The sequence below is a fragment of the Streptomyces sp. KLMMK genome (genome assembly GCF_036961605.1).
GTDB lineage: Bacteria > Actinomycetota > Actinomycetes > Streptomycetales > Streptomycetaceae > Streptomyces > Streptomyces telluris.
In genome coordinates this window covers 1-16,628 of sequence record NZ_JBAMDC010000043.1, presented here as the reverse complement: position 1 = coordinate 16,628, position 16,628 = coordinate 1, and the positions used below count along the sequence as shown (strand labels likewise).

Annotated in this window: 15 protein-coding genes and 1 pseudogene; 8 read left to right on the top strand and 8 right to left on the bottom strand. The window is 68.9% G+C overall.

Going from position 1 to position 16,628, the window contains the following annotated elements; translation table 11 throughout:
- Positions 1-265: 265 nt before the first annotated feature.
- Positions 266-1,651 (bottom strand): FAD-binding oxidoreductase, encoded by a 1,386-nt coding sequence (locus V7793_RS10900; RefSeq protein WP_336004943.1) that lies wholly within the window; start codon positions 1,649-1,651, stop codon positions 266-268.
- 45 nt (positions 1,652-1,696) lie between these two features.
- A complete protein-coding gene (locus V7793_RS10895) occupies positions 1,697-2,626 on the bottom strand; it encodes an antibiotic biosynthesis monooxygenase (RefSeq protein ID WP_336004939.1) in 930 nt (309 codons plus the stop codon).
- 157 nt (positions 2,627-2,783) lie between these two features.
- Between V7793_RS10895 and V7793_RS10890 the strand changes: the two genes are divergently transcribed.
- Positions 2,784-3,350, top strand: a complete 567-nt coding sequence (locus tag V7793_RS10890) for a nucleoside deaminase (protein WP_336004934.1) — start codon at positions 2,784-2,786, stop codon at positions 3,348-3,350.
- Between the two features lie 94 nt (positions 3,351-3,444).
- Here V7793_RS10890 and V7793_RS10885 read toward each other — a convergent pair whose 3' ends face one another.
- A complete protein-coding gene (locus tag V7793_RS10885) occupies positions 3,445-3,579 on the bottom strand; it encodes a hypothetical protein (protein ID WP_336004931.1) in 135 nt (44 codons plus the stop codon).
- A gap of 384 nt (positions 3,580-3,963) precedes the next feature.
- Positions 3,964-4,494: a GNAT family N-acetyltransferase gene (locus V7793_RS10880; protein ID WP_336004927.1), complete on the bottom strand. Its 531-nt coding sequence runs from the start codon at positions 4,492-4,494 to the stop codon at positions 3,964-3,966.
- Positions 4,495-5,482: 988 nt separating this feature from the next.
- On the opposite strand from V7793_RS10880, the gene V7793_RS10875 reads away from it, so the two are divergent.
- From V7793_RS10875 to V7793_RS10860, 4 genes are all read left to right on the top strand, one after another.
- Positions 5,483-6,544, top strand: a complete 1,062-nt coding sequence (locus V7793_RS10875) for a hypothetical protein (protein WP_336004922.1) — start codon at positions 5,483-5,485, stop codon at positions 6,542-6,544.
- On the top strand, positions 6,541-7,653 hold the full coding sequence (locus V7793_RS10870; RefSeq protein WP_336004920.1) for an NAD(P)/FAD-dependent oxidoreductase: 1,113 nt from the start codon (positions 6,541-6,543) through the stop codon (positions 7,651-7,653). The genes V7793_RS10875 and V7793_RS10870 overlap by 4 nt, the downstream gene beginning before the upstream one ends.
- Before the next feature lie 143 nt (positions 7,654-7,796).
- On the top strand, positions 7,797-8,855 hold the full coding sequence (locus V7793_RS10865; protein ID WP_336004915.1) for an AMP-binding protein: 1,059 nt from the start codon (positions 7,797-7,799) through the stop codon (positions 8,853-8,855).
- On the top strand, positions 8,855-10,216 hold the full coding sequence (locus V7793_RS10860) for an aldehyde dehydrogenase family protein (RefSeq protein WP_336004913.1): 1,362 nt from the start codon (positions 8,855-8,857) through the stop codon (positions 10,214-10,216). Before V7793_RS10865 ends, V7793_RS10860 begins: the two co-directional genes overlap by 1 nt.
- Before the next feature lie 45 nt (positions 10,217-10,261).
- Here V7793_RS10860 and V7793_RS10855 read toward each other — a convergent pair.
- The 3 genes and pseudogenes from V7793_RS10855 to V7793_RS10845 all read right to left on the bottom strand — a co-directional run.
- A pseudogene (locus tag V7793_RS10855) lies at positions 10,262-10,900 on the bottom strand (histidine phosphatase family protein); the annotation flags it as partial.
- A gap of 117 nt (positions 10,901-11,017) precedes the next feature.
- Positions 11,018-11,899 (bottom strand): LLM class F420-dependent oxidoreductase, encoded by an 882-nt coding sequence (locus tag V7793_RS10850; protein ID WP_336004909.1) that lies wholly within the window; start codon positions 11,897-11,899, stop codon positions 11,018-11,020.
- Between the two features lie 101 nt (positions 11,900-12,000).
- Positions 12,001-13,956 (bottom strand): ABC transporter ATP-binding protein, encoded by a 1,956-nt coding sequence (locus V7793_RS10845; RefSeq protein WP_336004905.1) that lies wholly within the window; start codon positions 13,954-13,956, stop codon positions 12,001-12,003.
- Positions 13,957-14,055: 99 nt separating this feature from the next.
- Here V7793_RS10845 and V7793_RS10840 point away from each other — a divergent pair, with 99 nt between their 5' ends.
- Positions 14,056-14,487, top strand: coding sequence for a hypothetical protein (locus V7793_RS10840; protein WP_336004901.1), 432 nt, complete (start codon positions 14,056-14,058; stop codon positions 14,485-14,487).
- Positions 14,488-14,496: 9 nt separating this feature from the next.
- On the opposite strand, the gene V7793_RS10835 is transcribed toward V7793_RS10840, so the two are convergent.
- Positions 14,497-15,579, bottom strand: a complete 1,083-nt coding sequence (locus V7793_RS10835; protein WP_336004898.1) for an NAD-dependent epimerase/dehydratase family protein — start codon at positions 15,577-15,579, stop codon at positions 14,497-14,499.
- A gap of 162 nt (positions 15,580-15,741) precedes the next feature.
- On the opposite strand from V7793_RS10835, the gene V7793_RS10830 reads away from it, so the two are divergent.
- Together V7793_RS10830 and V7793_RS10825 are read left to right on the top strand one after the other, a co-directional pair.
- Positions 15,742-15,927 carry a hypothetical protein gene (locus V7793_RS10830; protein ID WP_168094306.1) on the top strand — a complete coding sequence of 62 codons (186 nt, stop codon included), beginning with the start codon at positions 15,742-15,744 and terminating at the stop codon, positions 15,925-15,927.
- A gap of 20 nt (positions 15,928-15,947) precedes the next feature.
- Positions 15,948-16,628, top strand: a 681-nt coding sequence (locus V7793_RS10825; RefSeq protein WP_336004888.1) for a lanthionine synthetase LanC family protein, incomplete at its 3' end; no start/stop codon positions are given.

Genomic DNA, 16,628 nt, shown 5'->3' with positions numbered 1-16,628 from the left:
TTGCGCAGGAAGGCCCCGAGGAGGACGCCGATACCGCCGTAGGCGACCGCGGCGGTGAACAGGCCGAGGGCGAGGAGCCCCGGCCGTTCGGGATCCCAGTACCAGCAGATGACGGCCGTGGTGTAGCCCGCGATGAAGGCGAGTGCTTCCTCCTGTGCGACGAAGTGGTCCGCAGCCCGCAGTGGTCATCATGGGCCTCCGCCCACCGCATAACGACACCCACGATCGGGGAGTTACGGCAGCCCGCTCACCGGGCTCCCTCGGGTCACGGTGCCAGGTAGGAGTGGAAGACGTTCTCCGGGTCCCATGCGGCTTTGAGCTCCTGCAAGCGGTCCCAGTCGGCGGGTGCGTACGAGCGCCTGGCCCGGGAGGCGTCGGCCTCCAGGTCCGTCTCGGCGATGTAGCGCCCGCCGTGGCCCGACGGATCGGCCGATGCCATGGCGTCCCGCAGCCACTGCGCGTTGGTGGCGTCCGCGGCCGGGTCGTCCCAGATCGCGTAGCACACCAGGTAGGACTCGCCGAGCGGCGAGAAGGCCATGTTCCGCAGCAGAGCGGGGTCTTCGGATACGGGCTGCACCGGCGCGAGCACGAGGGACTTGCCGGAGGGCGCGTGGGCCACCGCGTCGGCCATACGGTTCAGCTGTGTCTCGTACGGCTCCTGCGACCACAGCGTGTCGGCCGCGTACCGGTGCGCAGAAGGCCATGCGGCGTCGGCGCCCCGGTGCAGGCGGGCGAACGACGTCGGCTCGGGCTCCTGCCGGAGGACCGTGCTGTCGGCGAAGGGGCAGGACCCCGCGGGCGAGAGGGCGGCGAGTGCTTCTTCCTGCGTCGTGGCGAACGCGGTCATGCCGACCAGGATCCGCGGGCCGGGCGGTGCCGCGGGGCTCGGTTCACCGGAAGCCGTGAGGACCAAGGCCGTCTCGACGTTCACCGGGAGTTCGCGTGCGACCTGCTCCGCCCAGGCCGCCACGGGTCCTGTTGCGGCCGGCGGGAACGTGAGCCTGGTGGTCACGACGGCCCCCGGGCGGGGGTGCAAGCGGAGCCGGAAACGGGTGACGACGGCGAAGAAGCCGGGGCCCGCGCCGCGGGCGGCCCAGAAGAGGTCGGGGTTCTCGGTCTCGCTGCAGGTGACCGTCCGGCCGTCGGCGGTGACGGCCCGGACCTCCAGGACGTCGGCGCATGACGGCCCCCAGGCGCGCGAGTTCCAGCCGAGTCCGCCGCTGAGCAGGAACCCGCCCACCGCGACGGAAGGGCAGTGGCCCACAGGAAAGGCGAGGTCGTACGGAGCCAGTGCCCTGACCAGGTCCTCGCCGGTGGCGGCGGGCTCCACAGCGGCCGTCGCCGACCCCGGGGCGATACTGCACCGCCGTAGCCGGGAGAGGTCGATCAGCAGGCTCCCGTCGCGGAGCTGGGAGCCGGACCAGTTGTGTCCACCGGAACGTATCGAGATGCGGAACCCCTCGGAGCGTGCATAGGCGAGGGCCTCCGGAACGTCCCGCTCGGACGCCGCCTGCACGATGGCTTCGGGGAAGCGCTCCGGCTTGAGCCCGTTCCACACCGCGGCGGTCCTGGCGCTGTCGTACGCGCGGTCGCCTCGCCGGATCAGTGCTCCTTCGAAGCGTGCTGAGGGTGAGGGTGAGTGCCCGGGCATCCTCGCCTCCTCGATGGGCCTGTTGCGGCCGGCGGTGGGGGCCGGTCAGTGGGTTGTCAGGCCGAAGACCACGATGAACAGGAGATAACAGAGCACCACTGCCGCCGCTCCCGCCACGTGGACGCGGAGGCTGCGCGCGCGGCTGGGTACGAGCCAGAAGCCCAGAGTCCTGTTCACCAGAGGCATCAGCAGCCAGGTCAGTATGCTGACGCTCAGTACGTTGCTGATGAACAGGCCTATGTATCCGGGCACGTCGAGATCGTCCAGTTCGCGTCCCACGGTCAGGTTCAGCACCATGACGGTGGGATAGAGCGCGAGGATCACGGACATGGCCTGCTTCCAGTTGGGTGGAGCAGCATCCTGCGCGCCCTTGCCGAAGCGGAACCAGCCGCTGAACGCGGAGCCGACCTTGCGCACGTCGTAGGAGACAAAGTAGGCGCGCCCCTCTTCGAGCAGTCTGCTGCGGGCATCGGACGCGAGCCATTCCTCGAGGTGCTCGCGGGAGTCGAACCGGAAGACGGCGACCCAGCGTTCCTCGACCCCCTCGACCGGTTTGAACAGCTCGGATCCCATGAATCCGGGGGACTTCTCCTGCGCTTTGAGGACCTTCTGCTGCCACCGCAGGAAGCCCTCCTCGCGCCCGGGCTTCACCTGGTGGGAGATGACGGCGGTGACGGTCTCGGGGGTCTGCTCGGCCTTCGTGCCGCCGCGGAGCACCTCTTGTGCCGGGTCCTCTTCGAAAAGGCTCCGGCCTTCGGCGAGCAGTTGCCGCCGGCGGTCCGACTCCAGCCAGGCGGTGAGGTACTCGATTCCGGAGAACCGGAATACCGCCACCCATTCGTTCTCGGATCCGGCGCCGGGCGGGTACACCTCGGAGCCCTCGAACCCGTCGAATTCGCGGGCCGCCTCGTTCGTCCGGTTCTGCCAGCGCTGGTACTCGTCGACGTGGCCTGCGCGCACTTTCTGCGAGGTCACTACGGTGGCATTCTCGGCCGTGGAGTCGCGGCTTGCACGTGGACTCACCTGGAGTAGCCTAGTCGATAGGGTATTTATAGGGCAAACCGGTCGTTTGGTTGCCTGCTCCGCAAGCCCTCTCCGCAGCGGGAAACCGACGCCGACGGGAGACGCCGCGATGGAACACAAAGAGCTCATCACCGAGGCGGTGCGCCTTGCCACCGAATCCGTGGAGAACGGCTGGGGCGGCCCCTTCGGCGCAGTGATCACCCGCGACGGGGAGATCATCGCCCGTGGACAGAACCGGGTCCTCCTGACCGGAGACCCCACGGCCCACGCCGAAGTCGAAACCATTCGCAAAGCGGTGCAGTACCTCAACCCGGAGGCGCCGTCGATCGCCGAAGAGCACCAGAACGAAAGCACTTTGGAATACGTCCCCCGCCCTGAAGGCTCACCGGACCCCGTACCCGAACGGGCCCGCATGCTCCAGGGCTGCTCCATCTACATCAGCGGCGCCCCGTGCCCGATGTGCATGAGCGCCATCTACTGGTCCCGGATCGATGCCGTCTACTTCAGCTGCGCCCTGGACGACACCCGGCGCATCGGTTTCGACGACTCATTCCAGTACGAGGACTTCGCGAAGCCGCTCGACGAGCGGCGGATCAAGATCGAGCAGCTCCATCCCGAAATCGGGGCGCACGCCTACGACGCCTGGATGAACAAGCCGAACCGACACCCGTACTGAGAGCCGGGCTTGCCCGGTTCACGGACGAGGCGGTGCCGCCGCACCGAACAGGACTTATGGCCTGGACTTACATCCTGAACTTACGGCCTGGGAACTACAGGAGAGCGTACGAATTTGCCCGGTCGTTCATGGCGTCCCCTACGTAGGGCGTGGAGTCGCGGTACTCCTGGTGCGTCCCGGTCTGGTGGGGGTCGGCCCAGAGCTCGATCCAGCAGGCGACGGGAATCACCGAGCTGATCCTGTCCGCCCAATCGGTGAACTCGCCCGCATAGTCACGGCCGTTCCCGCTCTGGCATGCGCCGCCGTTGAGAATGATCGACGTGCCTCCGAAGTTTCAGTGCTCGTAGAGAATGGCGAGCTCGGCATTCAGGCCGCCTCTCGCGGCGGAAGCCACGCGGAGCCTGTCGGCCAGCGTCCGGTCCCGCGCGGCGGCCTTGCCGGACAGGGGCGCGTCAGTGACCCGTCCCTCCGTGGAGGCGGCGACGGCCTCGCGGAACGTCCCGAAGCACCGGGTGCTGTTCGTCGGACATTCCCGGCCAGTTGAATGCTGCACTGATTGCGTCACGGGATGTGACCGTGGCCACCCGGGCCGGAATCCGGCGCCGGCCCTCCGTCAGCCGACCCGCCGGGCCAGCACCTGCCCAGGCCAGGAACCGGACAAGAACCGGTCGGTGGGGACAAAACCGTTCCGCTCGTAGAACGCGACCAGTTCGCCCCCGCCGCCCGCCCAGCAGTCGACTCGCAGCAGCTTCACGCCGGCCCGCCGGGCCTCCTCGGCGGCATGGGCCAGCAGCGCCGCCCCGATACCCCGACCGGCGTACCGCCGGTCGGAGACCAGCAGCCGGACGTACCGCTCCGGTTCTCCTGCCGGTGCGATCGGCATCTGCGGGCTGGGGCCGGAGTCCAGCACCAGGGCTCCGACAGGTACTCCGTCGAGCTCCGCGAGGTAAGGGGCGTTCTCGGTCGTGTACCGCTCCACCCTCGTTACCCCGTCGGGCCTTTGCGAATGCGGCGTCGTGCCCCACTGCTCGGTATTGCCACGGTCGTTCATCCAGACCACCGCGGAGTCCAGCATGCCCAAGATGGCCGGCGCGTCGGCCGGGCAGCCCGGTCTGATCCGTATGCCGTGAGTGGTGTCGTTCACGGCCGAAGCTTAGGCACACACCAACGGGCCACCGCACGAGGACCGGCGGGGTTGCCGGACATCCGCGCCCTGGGCCGGCCGCGGCGCGGAACGACTCCGGGGCGCAAGGCGCACTGTGGGCAGGCGGGCGGTGGCCAGGTCGAGGCGGCCGGTGGCGCGACATTCCGGCAGAGGCGCGGCCTTGGTGAACGTCCGGCACATCCTGCGGATTCCTTTACTGGAATGCATCGATCCGCTCACTGGCATCGGTCTGCCGAACGGCTTCCACACATCCACCGGCGCTGCAGAGTACCGCGGGTCGAATCCAATGTGAAGGGTTGACCCGTTGATCGTGGCATGTATTCTCTAATTGAGAGACGGCATCGTTTAGGAAGACCTCGGTAGACCCCGGAGGGATCCTTGTTAGACCGGTTCGGTTGGCAGCTACAGGTTAGCGATCCAGTTACCGTCAGTGGACACATCCATAACGAGGCTTCCCTTCGTGGGGCGCACGGTTTCATCAGGGCGTTCGCCGATGACCGTATAGCCCTTGAATTACCTACCCCTTCCCCGACGCGCCGGAGGGGTGATCATGTACAGATATGTCCAGGCAATCCGAAGTGCGGCATACGGACATTTCGGCGCGACGTACGAGTCGGCATGCGCGACCATATTCTTGAATAATTCGCCAAGAATTATGTAGAGTCCGCCATTTATGCAAGACCGGAAAAATCACCCGTAACACGACGAAGCCTTTCGCTGCCCCCTCCGGTCTACACGTCAACGAGGGCTTCGATGCCCTCGCCACACCGGTCCCCGGCCCGGCCTACGCCCTTGCCGCTGCCCTTGCACGCCTGCGAGTCCCCCGCAGAGCGGCCCTTCGCCCAGCTCAAGAGCCGGCGCGTGCTGCACAGGATCCGTATCGAATCCGGACGGGTCACCGCCCTGCTGCACGCACTCCCCGCCGTCAATCAGTAACAGCAGTCATTCGTCATCGCCGTCAGCTGACGTGAGCGGATTGAACGTGCCCAAAGCCGACTCCGTCCGTGGCTCTTTCGCAGAGAAATCACAGCGGCGGCATCTCACTGAACAGGGGAAAGTCTTGACTGAAACGTTTTCCGGTCGGCATATCGAGATCTCCTGGCCCGACCTGGGTATCACCGTGACCGCGGAACTCGACGGTCGCAACACTGAACTTGCCGACGCACTGTGGGAGGCGTTGCCCTACCAGAGTCTGCAGGGGCACGCGCTGGTGGCGGGACAGCATCTCTATCACGCGGCACCGATACCATCGCTGCTGCACCTGTCCGCGTCCACTCGGATACCGGATCGCCGCGAAGCACCCGATGGAACCGTATTCTGCTCCGCGCTCCAGCATTTGGGCATCAAGTACGGCACGTTGACCGAACCGATGCCGGCGTCCCCGGTGGGCCAAATCCGGCAGGAGGATATTCCCGCACTGCAGGAAGCCGGGCAGGCGGTCTGGGATTCGGTCTATTCGACGAAGAAGCCGATCCTGGTGGAGGTCCGCAAGGCGGGAACCGAAGGCGGCCACCGCATTCCGCAATTGACCGCCGCAGATCCCGACGCGAGCCGTCTCATCCACGATGTGTACACCGCGACGGAACAGGCTTGGCTTTCCGCACCACAGGAGCTCGCTGATCTCCACGACGGGGTGATCCCGTCCGGGGCGGGGAGCTTTGAGACGGTGTTGCCCACTCTGTTGTTCGTCAACGGTGAGACCCGCCCGCTGGGGTATGCCACCTACGGCGGTCTGGTCCGGGCCGCGGTCCAGGACATGCCGATGGATTCCTTGCGCCACATGGCGCGCCTGCTGGTCGGTCTTCCGGCCGAGTTTCTGGGCTACTGCGGCCTGGAGCAGTTGTGGAGTTTCACCCAGCGCTTCCTGGCCTGCCTCGACCGGCTCGATCGTGACGACTTCCTGAGCGTGGTGAGCCAACTGGCCCTCTACGTCAACTGTTTGGGCGGTTGGAACCTGCACCTGTACCCGTGGGACTCCGGAGATCACCTGCGCCAACTGCGCCCCAGTGAATCGGTCGGCCAGTCGTGAGCCAACTCCCCGAACGCACGGATGCCCTCGTCATCGGCGGAGGTGTCATCGGCAACTCGATAGCGTGCCAGCTCGCCGAGGCAGGCCTCGGTACCGTCCTGCTGGAGCGTGGCGCGCTCGGATCGGGATCGTCCGGGACCACTGCGGGCGTTGTGCGTACCTACTTTCCCGGCAACGCTCTCATCAGCAGCCTTGCCGTCCGGAGCCTGGCGGCTTACCACGCCTTCACCGAACGGACCGGGACCGACCTCGGCCTGAAGCGTATCGGCTTGCTCGTGCTGTTCTCCGACGAGGACCAGGTGCAGGACTTCCGGCACACCCGAGCTGCCCAGCAAGCAGCTGGAGTGGACGTCGAACTCGTGACCGCTGCTGAAGCGGCGCGGCTCAACCCGCTGGTCGACGAGCGAAGCATCCTGGCCGCGGCCTGGGCGCCCGAGGCCTACGCCTGCGATCCCGCCGCGATCGTGCGCGGCTATGCCATGGCCGCCCAGCAGGCCGGCGCCATCCTGCGGACGGAAACACCCGTCACCGGCATCGATCCGGATGGGCGGGTCCACACGCCTGCGGGCAGCATCCGCGCCGACACCATCGTCTGCGCGGCAGGGCCCTGGGCGGGAACGGTCGCCGCCATGGCCGACGTGCACATTCCCGTGACCGCATACCCCGTCGAAATGCTCCTGACCGACACCCCCGGTAATGCCCCGCGCAACGCTCTGCCGATGACCATGCACCCGTCCAGCCTGCGGATTCGAAGCTGGGGAGACCGCATCCTCGTCGGGATGGGCCGCCCCGCTCCGGAGGAAACCCGGCAGACCTGGCTGCAACGGGTTTCACGCCACCTCGACGCGACCTACCCGGCCCTCGCCGGCAACGGCCTCGAGCACGGGTGGAGCGGAGACCTGGATGTCAGCCCGGACGGGATGGCCTTCATCGGCCGCGATCGCTCCCGCCCGTTCTTCTACGCGGCTGGATTCTCCGGTCAGGGGCTGTGCCAAGCACCTGCCGCCGGAGAGATCATCCGAGACCTCGTGCTCGGCAAGGAATCCTGGATCGACACGGCCGGCCTCTCCACCGCCCGCTGTCTCAGCGGTCCGGCAGAGAGCAGCTAGGAGAGACCGGTCCACCGGGCGGCAGGTGAAGGTTTTCCTGCCGCCCGGTGGCGGGTCGGGGTTCGCGGAGCGTCCGCAGGGGTCCCCTGGTCGCGATGGAGCAGTCGCCGGGCATTCGTTCAATTCTTTCGAGAGGAAAACCCATGGTCGAGCACACTGGCGGAGAGTTCGTTCGGGAGATGATGCGGTGGCACTTCAGTCCGGAGACCGGGTCACCGTTCTGGCTGAAACGGGCCGAGGCCCTCGACTTCGATCCACTGACCGATGTCCGGGACTTCGACGATCTCGGCTTGTTCCCCAACGTGGTGGACGAGCTGCGCGACGTCGGCATCCGTGACCTGATCCCCCGTGGCTACGGTGACGAGCACGGGGCGGCCGTCTACGAGAGCGGCGGTACCACAGGGCAGCCCAAGCGAGTGATGTACGCCGCGGAGTGGCATCGGCGCAGCGTCGAATGGTTCAGCGAGCGACTGGATGCTCATGGCGTGCCTCGGAATGTCGACTGGCTCAGTGCGGTTCCCACCGGGCCGCACAATGTCGGAGCGATGGCGGTCGATGCAGCGATGACTCGGGGCGGGCTGAACTTCAGCATTGATCTGGACCCGCGATGGGTGAAGAAGATGCTGGCACAGGGCCGGACGGACATGGCCGAGGCCTACACCGATCATCTCATCGAGCAGATCGGCTACATTCTGGCCAGCCAGGATGTGGGTGTTCTTTTCGCCACCCCGCCGATGCTGGAGCGCCTCGCGCAGCATGACGACCTGGTCGAGTTGGTGAACCGGAAGGTTCGCGCGATCATCTGGGGTGGTACACATCTGGACGCGGACACCCGGGATCTGCTGCGCGACGAGGTGTTCGGAAGCGCCAAGTTCGTCGGCGGGTACGGCGGCACGATGATGCTGGGGACTTCGGTGGAGCGACCCGGCCTCGGTGACGACGAGCCGTGCGTGTTCGACTCCTTCGCTCCGTACACCACGTTCCGGGTGATCGACCCCGGCACCGGCCGGGTTGTTCCGTACGGCGAGCGCGGGCAGATAGTCGTGCATCACATGAGCCGGAGTGCCCTGTACGTCAACAACATCGAGCGGGACTACGCAACCCGGATCGCACCGGTGGACGGGGGCTTCGGTGACTCGGTCGCAGACGTCGCACCCGTGGCGTCCTTCGACGATACGAAGGTGATCGAGGGCGTGTACTGATGTTGCCCTTGGACGTTCTAGGCCCCGGCGGCCCCTATCGGTCCCGGCGCCAGGAGACCATTCGAGATCTTGCCGGAAACCCGGTCGCGACCCTGAGTCTCGCACCCTCGCTCTACATCACCCGCGCGATAAAGGCCCTGCGCCGAGCGCCGGCGCTACCCGTCGGCACACGGATCGCGGCGATCGCGCAGGCGGGCCGGGCTTTCGCCACGCAGTCGGTCGCGGGAATGACGGCGCAGGAGTATCAGCACACCGTCAGCGCTGTCACCGGGATACCGATCACGGTGGTGCGCAATGCCACCGACGACATCGCACGGGCCGCCGAGCGGATCCACGACAGCGTGGAGAACGCGCGGCCGGCCGCCGCGGTCGGCTCGTGGCGCGATCCGCGGGCCCGGGGCGGTGCGGCTGTGTGGACCCGGCGCGGTGAGGTGTTCGCCGTCCATGCGGCGGGCAATCACCCTGCGGTGCACCAGGGTTGGTTCGATGCCCTGGCGCTCGGCTATCGCGTTGCCGTGCGCCCCTCCCGTCGTGAGCCGTTCACCCCGTACCGGCTGATCACCGCCCTGCGCGAGGCCGGTTTCGGCGACGAGGGAATCGCGTTGCTGCCCACCGACCACAACGTGGCCGACGACATCCTCCGGCACGCCGACTTCGGAATGGTGTACGGCGGTGCGGAGGTCGTGGGCAAATATGCGGGTGATGGACGCATTCTCCCGCAGGGCCCCGGGCGCTCCAAGATTCTCATCACCGCCGAAACCGAGTGGGAGCCGATCGTCGACACCATCGTGGAGTCGATCAGCAGTGGTGGGGGCGTCGGTTGCGTCAACGCCACCGGCGTACTGGTCGAGGGCGACCCCTCCCCCGTGGCCGAGGCGATCGCCGAACGCCTCGCCGCGCTGCCCAGCCTGCCCGCGACGGATGAACGCGCAGTCCTGCCCGTGATGCCCATCGGTCCCGCCCGCCGGTGGGACGCGTATCTGCGGCAACGGGCAGCGGGCACCAAGGCGTGGCTCGGCGGTGACAGTATCGTCGGCGATCTCGGCGATGGTTCCGCGGTGCTCCGGCCGGCGGTGCACCAGCTCGACAGCCCGTTCGCCGAACAGCTCGGGATGGAACTGGGCTTCCCCTGTGCGTGGGTTGCACCGTGGGACCGTGACGCCGGGATCCGGCCGCTGCGCGACACTCTGGTCCTCACCGCCGTCACCACCGACGAGAACCTGATCGACGCATTGGTGGCCGAGCCGACCATCGCCAACGTCTACATCGGTGACCATCCGACACCGTGGATGGAGCACGGACTGCCGCACGACGGATACCTCGCTGAATTCCTCATGCGCACCAAGACGATTCGACGCTGACCGATGAGGGCGCCGTGCCTGGCACCGCCCCATCGACTGGCGAGGTCAGCGGTGGTCCGCCAGGTGCGACGTGTCGTTCAGCGATTGCACCGACACGTTCCCGTCCCCGTAATAGGCGACGGCCGACAGCGAGGCCGCCGACAGCTCCATCCGGAACAGCGACGCGGGCGGCGCGCCGAGCGCCAGCCGAACCAGCGTCCGCAACACCCCGACATGCGAAACGACCAACACCGTCTGTCCCTTGTACCGGGCCAGGAGCCGGTCCCGTGAGAGCGCAGCCCGGCGCGCGACCGAGGTGAACGTCTCCCCGGTTCCGCCCGGCACCACCGCCGCAGAGGCGCGCCACGCTGCCAGCTCGTCCGGGTAGCGCTCGCGCACCTCGGCGAACGTAAGTCCCTCCCAGGCGCCGAAATCCGCCTCGGTGAGCCCTTCGTCGACTTGGACTTCCAGGCCCAGCAGTCGTGCCGCCGTCTCGGCCGTCTGCCGGGCTCGGCGCAGCGGTGAGGAGACCACCGCCTGCACCGCGCCGCGTGCCGCGAGCATCCTCGCGGCGGCCTCGGCCTGCCGTTGCCCTGCCTCGGACAACGCCGGGTCGGAGCCGCCGCTGCCGGACAACCGCTTCTCCGGTGTCAATACAGTCTCACCGTGGCGTAGCAGCAAAAGGGTCGTGGGGGTGCCCTGGCCGGCGGGCGCGGAATTCACACCTCCCGCTTCAGGACTGGTTCCGGCGCCGATACTCATCGGGTCACCCCTTTCCATCACAGCCTCCGTCGCCGGCGGCATTGCGGCGAATTGTGCGGTTCAGCGAAGCGCGGCTATGACCGGGGCAAAGTTCTCCATGTTGTATTCCATGACCGTGAAGTAGGTGAAGCCGTAGCGTTCGCGGCGTTCCTTGAGTTGTTGGGCCATCTCCGCCGGGGTTCCGATCAGCACGGAGGGCAGGTCCTCGGGGCCGTGCGCGGCGTCGGGCGGCAGCGGCTCGAATCTGTCGGGTATCGCGGTGCGTTCGGCGGGCGGAATCACCTGCTGTATCAGAATATTGAGCTCCACGGCGTCGGCGCGGTCACCGAGCAGACCGCGCACGTAGGCGACCCGCTCTTCCGTCTGCGCGATGCCGGCCAGATGAAGTACATCGCCGGCGGTGTTGGCCCAGCCTCCCGTGAAGGCGATGATGTCGGCGTGCGCGGCGGCCAGCCGCAGCAGCCGGTCGCCCCAGCCCCCGATCAGCAGTGGCGGTCCGGACGGCTGGGCCGGACGCGGCTGGTATGCGGGGTCCGCAAACAGGCTGCGCAACGTGGTGACGGTCTGTTCCAGCTGTTCGACCCGCTTTCCGCCGCTGGGGAAGGGCATCCCCGCGGTGTCGAACTCGGCCTTCACGTAGCCCGCGCCGAGCCCGAGTTCCATGCGCCCGTCGACGAATTGGTCGGTGCTCGCCACGTCACGCGCGAGAAGGACGGGGTTGTAGAACGGTGTGTTCAACACGAACGTACTCAGCCGTACCCGTTCGGTCGTTTCGGCTGCGAGCACCATTGCCGGAAATGGAGCGGAGAATTCCAGATGATCGGCCACTCCGATTACATCGAAACCGAGTTCTTCGGCTCTGCGGCACTTCGCGATCCACTCGCGTCGCGAACCGGGAACGAACATGTTGACACCGAAGCGAAAAGGGCGCTGCGAAGGCATGATGACTGTCTACCACACGATGATCATCCCGTCATCCCATTGAGCGGGACGACGTCACCTCGATCAGTTATCCATCAATGCCTTCTCGGCAACGTCTTCGCCTATCCGGCACCGGATGCGGTCGTCGTGCCGGCGTACGGGGGCTGCTCCGGTCCGTCCCGGAACTGTTCCGCCTGCAGGCGGTAGGCCGCCGCGAAGCTGCCCTGCGCGGCCAGCAGGCCGTCGTGGTCGCCGTGTTCGATCACCTTGCCCCGGTCGAGGACGTAGATGGTGTCGGCGCAGCGCACCGACGCGAGGCGGTGGGTGATGAGGACGACCGTGCGGCCGCTGTCGGCCAGGGCTCGTATGCGGTGGAAGACCTCGATCTCGGAGGCGGCGTCGAGGGCCGCGGTCGGTTCGTCGACGATGACGACGCACGCGTCGCGGAAGTGGGCCCGGGCCAGGGCGAAGCGCTGCTGTTGGCCGCCGGAGAGTCCTTGACCGCCGTGGAAGCCGCGTTCGAGGAGAGTGTTCCAGCCGCGGGGCAGCTTGCGGATCAAGCCGTCCAGGTCGGCGAACGCCGCGGAGCGCTGCAGGGCGGCCTCGTCGTGGGCGCGTTCGGGACGCCCCAGGGTGACATTGGCGCGGGCCGTGAAGGGCCACTTGAGGAAGTCCTGGTCGACGAGGGCGACGCGGTCGAAGACGGTGTCGCGGTCCAGCTCCCGGATGTCGGTGCCGTCCCAGGTGAGCCGGCCGGAGTCCGGGAGGTAGAGCCCGGCGATCAGCTTCGCCAGCGTCGACTTGCCCGAGCCGTTGTCCCCGACCAGGGCGACGACGCTGCCGCGCGGAATGCGCAGACTCACGCCCGTGACCGCGGGGGCGGCCTGCCCCCGGTAGGTGAACGAGACGTCGTCGAGCTCCAGGACGGCCGGCCGTCCGGTCAGCGGACGGCCACCGGCCGGAATGGCGCGCTCGCGGGCCAGGGCCACCGCGCGGTCCAGGTCCAGGAGGTAGAGCGACTGCTCGTACAGGTAGTTGACGTTCCGCACCAGTCCGGACAGCTGGCTCGTGGTGTTGCGGACGGCCAGCACCGCGGTGCCGGCGGCGGCCATCGGGAGGTGTCCGGAGACCAGGAGCAGCCCGAGAACGGCGTACGTGCCCCCGGTGGCGGCGCCGGACACGGCACCGGCGGCCAGGTCGGTGCCGGCGGCGGCCAGCGCGAGCCGTTTCTGCTCCGCCGTGGACTGATCCGTGAGCTCCCGGTACCGCCGCAGCAGATGGGGTCCTACGGCGTGGGCGCGGAGCTCGCGGGCCGGGTCGGGGGCCAGCAGCAGGTCGGACAGGCGTCTGCGCACCCGTACGTGGTCGAGCCAGCGCTGGATGCTGCGGTAGACCCGGCGGGCCGTGCGGACCGTGCCGTACCCCTTGGGTATGGCGGTGAGCAGGAGCAGGGGCAGCAGGAGCGGGTGCAGCACGGTCAGCACCCACGCGGCCGCGACCAGTGAGATCAAGCCATTGATCACGGCTACGGCGTGCCCGATCAGCCGGCGCGCGGCGTCGGTGCCGTATTCGGCCGTCTCCAGGAGCCGGCGTACCTGGGCGTCCTCCAGGTCGGCGAGCTCCACCCGGATCGCGTGGGAGAGCAGCCGGAGCGAGGCGGCCCGCTCCACCTGGGGTTCCAGCCGGCCCACCGCCAGCGCGGACAGCGCCGTGAGCAGCGCGACGAGGACCGCCGTGCCGGCCACGACCAGCAGGGACGGCAGCGCGGCGCGAACCCGGTCCGGCGTCGGGCCGCCCGCGAACAGGTCGACCAGCACCTCGTTGGTGGCCAGCAGCCCGAAGGCCGTGGCCGTGCCCCGGCCCACCTCCGCGACGGCCACGATGACGAGGGAGACGCGGTCCACCGCCCACGCCATCGCGGCGGACCGCGCGAGCAACGCCGGGACCCGGCCGGCCATCCTGTGGAAGGGGATCTCCAACGGCACCTGCTCGTGCCGGGCCGACGCCTCGTCCATCCGGAGGCGGCCCCCGAAGAGTTCCCGTTCCGCGTCGTTCGTCTGCTCCTGATCGGACGTCACGGGGCCCAGCACCTCCCGTTCCGGTGTCGTTCGCCGGCGTCTGAAAGCCGCTGTCTCAAAGCGATGTCCTGTCCTGTCACGTGTAGTTCAATCGGACTTATGACTCGGCTGACCACCACATCCCGGTCCGGACGGCATGTGCTCGGCAAGCGGCTGGGCGTCCTCGCGCTCTTCGCCGCGTTCGCCGGATGGCTGATTTTCGTCGTCTTCTCCATCGCCACAGAGGACGACGGCAGCGAATCGAGCCCGCAACAGCTCGCGGAGGCGGTGCAGCGGGAACTGCGGAAGGGCGACACGGACGCCTTGCAGAAACGCTTCACGGACGACACGGCGGGCGAGAAATACGCCGAGACCTTCCTCGGCAAGCTCAAGGACGTCCCCGGGGACCGGATCGCGGTGCGGGTGGTCCGGGACGCGCTGCGCGTCGACGTCGTCGGTACACCCTCCTGCACGGCATGGACGCTCGTGGAGGCGGACAAGGGGCACTGGAAGCTGGACGCGGCTCCGCCCGCTCCCGGCTCGGGTTGCTGACCGGCTCCGTCACGCCTGCCGCACCCGGACCTCCCGGATCCCCGTCCCCCGGCCGCCGGCCCGGCCGTTCGCGTCCGGCGTCCCCGCTCCGCCGGGCCGGGTGTCCCAGGCCCGGAGCAGGGCGTCCTCCCGCGCCGGGGTGAGCGCGTAGGCACCGGCCGCGTAGTCCCGGCCCGCCGTACCTCCGGCCGTCATCCAGGCCCAGGTGTCCCGCACGGTCTCGACAACGGGCCGGGTGCGCAGGCCGGTGGCTTCCGCGCGGGAGGTGTCCACGGACCAGGCCCCCGCGTCGTCGGCGGCCCACAGCGGCAGGCCCAGCCAGGGACGGACGTCGTGGGCCCGCAGGAAGGCCCCGTCGGCCCAGACGGTCTCCGCGCCGGTGGTGCCGACGGCGTCCAGGCAGTGCGTCAGCAGTTCGCCGAGCGTGGTCTGCCCCGCCGGTCCGGTGACGTTGAAGGCCCCGGCCGGCTGCGGGCCGTCGAGGGCGTCGAGCAGCCAGCCGGCCAGGTCGCGCGCGTCGAGGAAGCGCAGCGGCAGGCCGGGCGGCCCCGGGGCGAGGATCCTGCCGCCCCGCGCGGCGCGGTTCAGCCACCGCGGCAGTCTCCCCAGGTCCTCGTGCGGCCCGAGCAGGAGGCCCGGCCGGACGATGAGGGAGCGCGGTCCGAAGACCTGCGTGACCGCCCGTTCGCAGCCCGCCTTGAGGGTGTCGAAGTCCGCCTCGTCGAGGCCGGCGTCGCAGGGGCAGGGCCGTAGGCGGGAGTCGTCGGTGACCGCGGTCCGCGGCCAGCCGAGGGCGGCCAGCGACGAGACGAACGCGTACCGGCCGGCTGCCCCCTCCAGCTCCCGGGCCGAGGCGAGCACGTCCCGGGGGAGCATCCCCGAGGTGTCCACCACCGCGTCCCACGGACCGCACGCGGCCAGCCTCCGGAGGTCCGCCGCCCGCGTGCGGTCACCGCGCACCGCCTCGGCGCCCGGGTGGTCCGGGCCGTGCGTCCCGCGGTTGAACGTGGTCACGCGCAGGCCGCGCGCCAGGGCCCCCGCCACCAAGGGCCTGCCGAGGAAACCCGTTCCGCCGAGTACCAGGACGTGCATGACTCCCCCTTGCTCACGGCCTGCCGGGCTGGGAGCACGAACACCGGTCGTTCGATTCCCCAGCCCCTCACATCACTGTTGACACATGTTCGAACGCAACTTAGCTTCTGTGAACGCGTGTTGAAAACTGTTCAAGAGAAGTTCCTAGAGGAGTGATCCGTCGTGTCATCCGCAACGCTGATCGACCTGGACAGTGAGTTCGACCTCGACATTCACATCGCGTCGCCGGACGCCCTGGACACCGAGCCCACGGCTTGGTGGTGCACCCACCCGTACAGCTGCCGTTGGACCAAGTGCTGTTCGGGCTCCGAGAGCCCCGAGGGCGACCCGACCGCGTTCGGTCGCTGACGGGCTGGAGAAACGTCGAAATGGAACGGGACGTCCCGGCCGTCGCGCCCGCAACCCGCTGCGGCCGTGACGTCCCGGTCCGCACGTCGCCACGCGACACGGCCCTCGGGATCGTGCGCGAGGCGGCGGGCCGGCTGCGTGACCCGGAGGCGGCGCCCCGGTACGCGGACCTGGCCCGGAGCCGGTCGGCGGGCGGCTTCGAGTTCTGGCCCACCGCGCTGTCCTCGGGGCTGCCCAGCGTCGCCCTGCTGATGACCGAACTCGCCCGCGCCCTGCCCGGCGAGGGCTGGGACGCCGTGGCCCACACGCACTTGAAGTCCCTTGCCGAGGCCACCCGGGCCCGGCCCGTCGCCGGACTGGGCATGCACGGCGGCCTCGGTGGCGTGGCCCTGACCTTCGCCGCGGCCGAGGCCATGGACCCGCGCTACCGCACGGTCCGGCGCTCCCTCGACCGCGCGCTGGCCGAACGCGTCCGGGATCACCCTTGGCGCCATGGCGAGGACGGCGTACAGGACCACGACTACGACGCGGTCAACGGCGCCGCCGGACTGCTCGGCTACCTCGTCACGGCCGCCGACGCCGGTCCGGCCGTCACGGAGGCCGTCACGGTGCTCGTCGGCCACCTCGTCCGGCTGGCCGGTCCGCCCGACGCGCCGCGCTGGCGGATCGCCGCGCACGCCGACGGCCACGGACACCCCGGT

Coding starts and splice junctions, on each gene's coding strand:
- V7793_RS10860 (WP_336004913.1), top strand. CDS start 8,855: ATGTTGCCCTTGGACGTTCTAGGCCCCGGCGGCCCCTATCGGTCCCGG.
- V7793_RS10850 (WP_336004909.1), bottom strand. CDS start 11,899: ATGCCTTCGCAGCGCCCTTTTCGCTTCGGTGTCAACATGTTCGTTCCC.
- V7793_RS10840 (WP_336004901.1), top strand. CDS start 14,056: ATGACTCGGCTGACCACCACATCCCGGTCCGGACGGCATGTGCTCGGC.
- V7793_RS10865 (WP_336004915.1), top strand. CDS start 7,797: ATGGTCGAGCACACTGGCGGAGAGTTCGTTCGGGAGATGATGCGGTGG.
- V7793_RS10890 (WP_336004934.1), top strand. CDS start 2,784: ATGGAACACAAAGAGCTCATCACCGAGGCGGTGCGCCTTGCCACCGAA.
- V7793_RS10835 (WP_336004898.1), bottom strand. CDS start 15,579: ATGCACGTCCTGGTACTCGGCGGAACGGGTTTCCTCGGCAGGCCCTTG.
- V7793_RS10900 (WP_336004943.1), bottom strand. CDS start 1,651: ATGCCCGGGCACTCACCCTCACCCTCAGCACGCTTCGAAGGAGCACTG.